Origin of the sequence: Bradyrhizobium sp. SHOUNA76, from assembly GCF_023006445.1 — a bacterium.
In the GTDB taxonomy this organism is placed as follows: Bacteria; Pseudomonadota; Alphaproteobacteria; order Rhizobiales; family Xanthobacteraceae; genus Bradyrhizobium.
Genome location: NZ_JALBHA010000425.1, coordinates 1 through 5,734, shown reverse-complemented (window position 1 = coordinate 5,734; position 5,734 = coordinate 1). Strand labels below are relative to the sequence as shown.

Genomic DNA, 5,734 nt, shown 5'->3' with positions numbered 1-5,734 from the left:
CGGCGATCCCCTGTTCGTGCGATCCGGCACCGGCATCCGTCCGACCCAGCGCGCCGTGGTGCTGTGGGAGCCGATCGGCGAGGCGCTGGAAAGCGTCCGTGGTGCGCTCGACGAACAGGTGTTCGATCCCGGCCGCGCGCAGACCGAGTTCAGCCTGTCGATGTCGGACTACGTCGCCTCGCTGGTGATGCCGAACCTGCTCGGTCATCTCGGCAAGGTCGCGTCCAAGGCACGCGTCCACACCGTGCCCAACACCGTCATCGAGATCGCCGACCAGCTCGAGAACAACCGGGTCGACTGCGTGCTTAGCGTCTATGTCAACGAGGCGCAGCAGCCGGCCGCCATTCGCTCGCGCTCGCTGTGGACGGTCGACTATGCCTGCTTCATGCGGCGCGGCCATCCGCTCGCCGCACAGAAGCGGCTCAGCACGCGCACTTTCCTCAACGCGGGTCACGTCGATGTGAGCCTCGCGGGCAAGACCCTGCCGTCCTACGACCTCTTCCTCGCCTCGCGCGGGCTGTCGCGCAACCTGGTTGCGACCGTCAATCACTACAGCGCCGCCTACGAGGTCGTGCGCCAGTCCGACCTCATTGCCGTGCTGCCGAGCGACCTGCGTTCGCAATCAAGGCATGCGCCGTTGCTGCACGCCCTGCCGCTGCCGCTCAAGGCGCCGCCGCGCATCGTCAGCCTGTTCTGGCACCAGCGCAACGACACCGTGCCGGCGCAGCGCTGGCTGCGCGAGACCCTTGTCGAGATGTTCGCCGAATCCGACTAAACGCGCGCGGGCCTGACGCGATCCAAAAAGGAAACGGTGCGTTTCTCGAAGCAGCATTGTTGCATCGACCAGCACGGCCTAGCTCCACCGTAAGCAATCCCCTCCTACAGTGACAGGCGCAGGCTGCGCCCAGAGACCTCATCAATGACCGCACCGCTCGAATTCGGCCTGGATACCTTTGGCGACGTCACCACGGACGCTTCAGGCGCCATGCTTCCCCACGCGCAGGTGATCCGCAACGTCGTCGACGAAGCCGTGCTGGCCGACGAGCTCGGCCTCGACTTCATCGGCCTCGGCGAGCATCACCGATCTGATTTCGCGATCTCCTCGCCGGAGACCGTGCTCGCTGCGATCGCATCGCGGACCAAGCGCATCCATCTCGGCTCGGCCGTGACGGTGCTGAGCTCGGACGATCCGATCCGCGTGTTCCAGCGCTTTGCCACGCTCGACGCGCTGTCGAACGGACGCGCCGAGGTGATCCTCGGCCGCGGCTCGTTCACCGAATCCTTTCCGCTGTTCGGCTTCGACCTGCGCAAATACGAAGAGCTGTTCGAGGAGAAGCTCGATCTGTTTGCCGCGCTCTTGTCGCAGAAGCCGGTGACCTGGGAAGGCAAGCTGCGTCCGCCGCTGCGGGACCAGCTGGTCTATCCGCCGGTCGAGAACGGCCGGCTTAAAACCTGGATCGGTGTCGGCGGCAGCCCGCAATCGGTGGTGCGCGCCGCGCATTACGACTTGCCCCTGATGCTCGCGATCATCGGCGGCGATCCCGCGCGCTTTGCGCCCTTCGTCGAGCTCTATCACCGCGCCTTCAAGGAATTCGGCCGACCTGCGCAGCCGATCGGCGTGCACTCGCCCGGCTACGTCGCCGAGACCGATGAAGAGGCGCGCGAGCAGCTGTGGCCGGACTACAAGGCCATGCGCGACCGCATCGGCAAGGAGCGCGGCTGGCCGCCGATGGGCCGCGACGAATTCGTCAACGAAGCCGAGCACGGTTCGCTCTATGCCGGCTCGCCGGAGACCGTCGCGCGCAAGATCGCCAAGACGGCGAAGGCGCTCGGGATCTCGCGCTTCCAGTTGAAATATTCGGCGGGTCCCCTGCCGCACGAGAAGCTGATGAAGAGCATCGAGCTTTATGGCCGGAAGGTGGTGCCGATGGTCAGGGAGATGATGGGGTAGCTGTTAGGCTTCAGTCCGTCTCCGCCCTACGGGCTTCGCTGGACACCACGCTTTGCCCTTCTGGCTTCACGTGGCCGCGCCACGCGTAGCCCGAAGGGCGAAGCATGGTGGGGGAGGCAGGACTCGAACCTGCGAAGCCATGAGGCGGCTGATTTACAGTCAGATTGCAGCTATGAAGTGAATGGAATTGGGAAGCACCCTTCGCGTGAAACGCCGTGTTTTGCTTGACTAGCTGCGAAGGGGTGCGAAGAGCCTCGAAGGTGGGGTGCGAAGGGGCAATTGGCACAGCGGCAGGAGTCGAACCTGCATCGTCCCGACCACATATAGTGACGAACATCGAGGGCTTTATCCAGTTAAGCTACGCTGCGGTGAGAGAATGCATAGCGGAACGGTCCGCACCTCAGTTGACGCTAAGTACAAGGGGAGGCGGTACTAGCCGTCAATTCCAAACTTGCGCGCCGCACGCCGTGTCTTGCCCAATTCGATTTCCAGCGAATTCGCCGTTGAGATTTGAGTTTCCATAAGGTCATTGAAATCTTCCTGCTTCTTTGGATGCCAGCTTGAAATCGCTTCTTTGAACATGGTGGCTATTTGCTCGGAATTCAGTTGGTCCAGATATACTTGGTTTGGTCCGTAGGCTTTGTTGGCCGCCTCGTATTGGTCGGCCTCGTCTTCAAGCCGAAGCGCCAACAACTGTTTGGCCATCGGCGAAAGCCCGGGAAATCGCGCCATCGCCGCGTACGTTTTGATGTTGATTTGAGCCACCCTAGTTTTGTTTTTCTGAGTGACAAAGTTGTCATCGGGACTAACTTCTTCCTCGCCGTCCCGGTCCCATTGCTTACGTTCATCACTGCGGGCGTAACGATTGATTGCGCCCGACAAGCTTTCTTCGGCTTGACCGCTCACCGCCTCAAAAAGAAAGCTGCAAAGGTCGGCAAACTGCGAACCGGGGGTGGTCACTAATTTTGGCCCATTCCACATCGTACACATGTGGTGAGCGTATTCGACGACGGTGGTGCGCGAGTCATTGCCGGATAAGAATAACGCTTTGAATGGTCCGTACAGATTTAGATTGATCTTGGCCTCTACAATTTCCCCGACGCCCGCGCACATTCTAAGTTGGCCGATCAGTTCACTAAGGTGCAGTGGTCGTTCCCCATACGGATGGTAGACCCTCCAAAAACCGTCAAATTCGCTATCCAAAAGTTGGTTGGCCTTTTCGATTGCTTCCGCCGCCTTGAGAGTTGCCTTAATCGCGTTCGTCAGGCGTTCCTGCGTTTCTCTTGCTTGGCGATCCTTTCGGGGCGAGGCCGCAGTGATGTGAAAGTCTCCATGACAATCATCTATCATGCGAAACAATCCGGCCAGATTATCCCGGTCGTTGAAGAGCCGAAGAATTGACGGGAGGAGGCTAGTCAACCGAGTACAGAACGCCTTGTTTTTCTTTATCTCTCTCGCAGCTTCGGCGTCTGTGATATCGGCGCGAACCAACGCGCTGAGTGAGTAACCCGTCAGGTAATCAGCATCTGGTACCAGCGTCTCCGCATAGGCCAGCGCCTCTTCCTTCTTGTGGCCATGCCTCACTGAGCGTAGGGCGACCCTCACATCCTCGCGGGTGAATTCGTCACGGCGAAGCATCAGTTCAAGCTCGTCGTCGTCAACGAAGCGCATTAGCGGCTCGCGTGGCGTTCTAGCGTGCGTCACGGTTAACGGCTCGTCCCTTTTCCGTCACGACGGAAGCATACGGGGAGTCAAACCGGTTCAGAACAGGCGGCGCACTCTTTACGGGACTTTTCCCGGGATGTTCGCCTCCGGGATTCTCACAAGGCGCGAACTAATGGAGGTCAGGGCCGCACCAAAGGACGGGATGCTTCCCATACGCTTCCCAGCTATGGGGCGCTCAGAGGCACTGGGAAGCTTGTCAGGCTAACTCATTGAAAAGATTGGTGGGGGAGGCAGGACTCGAACCTGCGAAGCCATGAGGCGGCTGATTTACAGTCAGCTCCCTTTGCCACTCGGGACACTCCCCCGCTCGACGGCAGCACAATCGGGCCGGACCTTGCCGGCGACCGAAGACGGCCATGGAACGTGAAGGCCGCGACAGCCCGGATGGGGGCGCGACCGGGCGCGTTTATGGGCGATGCGGTGGGGCAAAGTCAACCGAGGCGAACAGCTAAAATCGTCCCTGAAGCCAGCCAAATTGCCATATTCCGGGACCCGTGACACAAGCGAGCCCATGAAGGATCGAAAATTCACCCCCAGGGGTCCCCGCGGCGGGGCTAAGCCCTTCAATCGGCCCGGGAAATCGGCCGGCCGGCCGGCCTGGCGCGACCGTGATTCGCACCCCGACGGGCCTGTCATCCTCTACGGCTGGCACACCGTCACCATGGCGCTGGCCAATCCGGAGCGACGGATCCGCAAGCTGACGCTGACCGAGAACGCCGCGAAGCGGCTTGCCGACGAAAATATCGAGACCAGCGTCACCCCCGAGATCGTCCGGCCCCAGGAGATCGACCGCCTGCTGTCGCCCGATGCCGTGCACCAGGGCCTGCTCGCCGAGGCCGATCCCCTGCCCTCGCCTGATATCGAGACCCTGACGCAGGAAGGCATGGTGCTGGTGCTCGATCAGATTACCGACCCCCATAATGTCGGCGCCATCCTGCGCTCGGCGGCCGCCTTCGCGGTCAAGGCGATCGTCACCACCGCGCGCCACAGTCCGGAAGCGACCGGCGTGCTCGCCAAGGCCGCCTCCGGCGCGCTGGAGCTGGTGCCGATGGTGACCGTACAAAACCTCGCGCGTGCGCTCACCACGCTGAACGACCTCGGCTTCCAGACCGTCGGCCTCGACAGCGAAGGCAGCGAGGACCTCTCGGACGTCGCACTGCGCGAGCCGCTCGCGCTCGTGCTTGGCGCCGAAGGAAAAGGCCTGAGGCAATTGACCCGCGAGACCTGCAGCGTCGTGGCGCGGCTCGACATGCCCGGCGAGATCAAGAGCCTCAACGTCTCGAACGCCGCCGTGCTCTCGCTCTATGTCGGCGCGAGCCGGCTGGGGCTGATGAAGCGGTAGCGGCTTCGCGTCACAACAAAAAACAAAACGCCCGTCCGCATCGCGGACGAGCGCTTCGCGAACTCGACCGATCAGAGATCAGTAATAGCGGCGCAGCGCGCGGTGGCCGCCGTAGTACGGCATGGGCGCGTGGCGGTGGGCGTAGCCGTAGCGCGGACCGTGGCCGTAGTGCACGCGCGGCAGATAGCCGTAGCGCGGGCCGTAGCCGTAGCGGTACGGACGGTAGTGCGGGCGGTGATAGGGAGCCACGGCGGCGCGATAGCCATAACCGTAATTGGCGGGCGCGACGACCGCGTCTTCACGGTAGGTCGGATACGGCGCGAAGGCGCCCGGGCCGGTGTAGGTCGGGCCCTGGTTGACGTAATAATACTGCGTGGTCGGCTCGGCGAGACGCTCATAGGCGCCATAGCCGGCACCATAACCGTAGCCGCCGCAACCGGTGTTGCAGCCGGAATAGACCGGCGCAACCGGCTGGCATGGGTTGAAGCCGCAGGCCGCGGCCGGCGCGGTCGCGGCGAACATCACGGCAGCCGCCGCGACCAGTCCCGAAATCATCTGACGCATTACTCTCTCCTGTTGAATTCCGTTTGTTGGTTTTGACGTTTCTTAACCCGGCGGCCTGCCGGGTATCTCGGTGCGCGGCCGCGGTCGCGGTGGCCGCGGACGATCGTTGATCTCGGGCGCGAGGATCACCGGCGGCGGATCGACCGGGACAT

Annotated in this window: 5 protein-coding genes and 2 tRNA genes; 3 read left to right on the top strand and 4 right to left on the bottom strand. The window is 62.4% G+C overall.

Going from position 1 to position 5,734, the window contains the following annotated elements; translation table 11 throughout:
* Positions 1-775: LysR substrate-binding domain-containing protein (locus MOV74_RS29670; protein WP_246930241.1), on the top strand; the 775-nt coding region annotated here is incomplete at its 5' end.
* Positions 776-919: 144 nt separating this feature from the next.
* On the top strand, positions 920-1,951 hold the full coding sequence (locus tag MOV74_RS29665) for an LLM class flavin-dependent oxidoreductase (RefSeq protein WP_246930238.1): 1,032 nt from the start codon (positions 920-922) through the stop codon (positions 1,949-1,951).
* 282 nt (positions 1,952-2,233) lie between these two features.
* Here MOV74_RS29665 and MOV74_RS29660 read toward each other — a convergent pair.
* The 3 genes from MOV74_RS29660 to MOV74_RS29650 form a co-directional block, all read right to left on the bottom strand.
* Positions 2,234-2,319: transfer RNA gene (locus MOV74_RS29660), tRNA-OTHER, on the bottom strand.
* Positions 2,320-2,383: 64 nt separating this feature from the next.
* Positions 2,384-3,622, bottom strand: coding sequence for a hypothetical protein (locus MOV74_RS29655; RefSeq protein ID WP_246930237.1), 1,239 nt, complete (start codon positions 3,620-3,622; stop codon positions 2,384-2,386).
* A gap of 273 nt (positions 3,623-3,895) precedes the next feature.
* Positions 3,896-3,981 (bottom strand) — tRNA-Tyr (locus tag MOV74_RS29650).
* A gap of 206 nt (positions 3,982-4,187) precedes the next feature.
* Here MOV74_RS29650 and rlmB point away from each other — a divergent pair.
* Entirely contained in the window at positions 4,188-5,018 is an 831-nt protein-coding gene (rlmB, locus tag MOV74_RS29645; RefSeq protein WP_246930235.1) for a 23S rRNA (guanosine(2251)-2'-O)-methyltransferase RlmB, read from the top strand.
* Between the two features lie 78 nt (positions 5,019-5,096).
* Here the strand turns inward: rlmB and MOV74_RS29640 are convergent, their stop codons facing one another.
* Positions 5,097-5,582 carry a hypothetical protein gene (locus MOV74_RS29640; RefSeq protein WP_246930231.1) on the bottom strand — a complete coding sequence of 162 codons (486 nt, stop codon included), beginning with the start codon at positions 5,580-5,582 and terminating at the stop codon, positions 5,097-5,099.
* Positions 5,583-5,734: the final 152 nt, after the last annotated feature.

Coding starts and splice junctions, on each gene's coding strand:
- MOV74_RS29665 (WP_246930238.1), top strand. CDS start 920: ATGACCGCACCGCTCGAATTCGGCCTGGATACCTTTGGCGACGTCACC.
- MOV74_RS29655 (WP_246930237.1), bottom strand. CDS start 3,622: ATGCGCTTCGTTGACGACGACGAGCTTGAACTGATGCTTCGCCGTGAC.
- rlmB (WP_246930235.1), top strand. CDS start 4,188: ATGAAGGATCGAAAATTCACCCCCAGGGGTCCCCGCGGCGGGGCTAAG.
- MOV74_RS29640 (WP_246930231.1), bottom strand. CDS start 5,582: ATGCGTCAGATGATTTCGGGACTGGTCGCGGCGGCTGCCGTGATGTTC.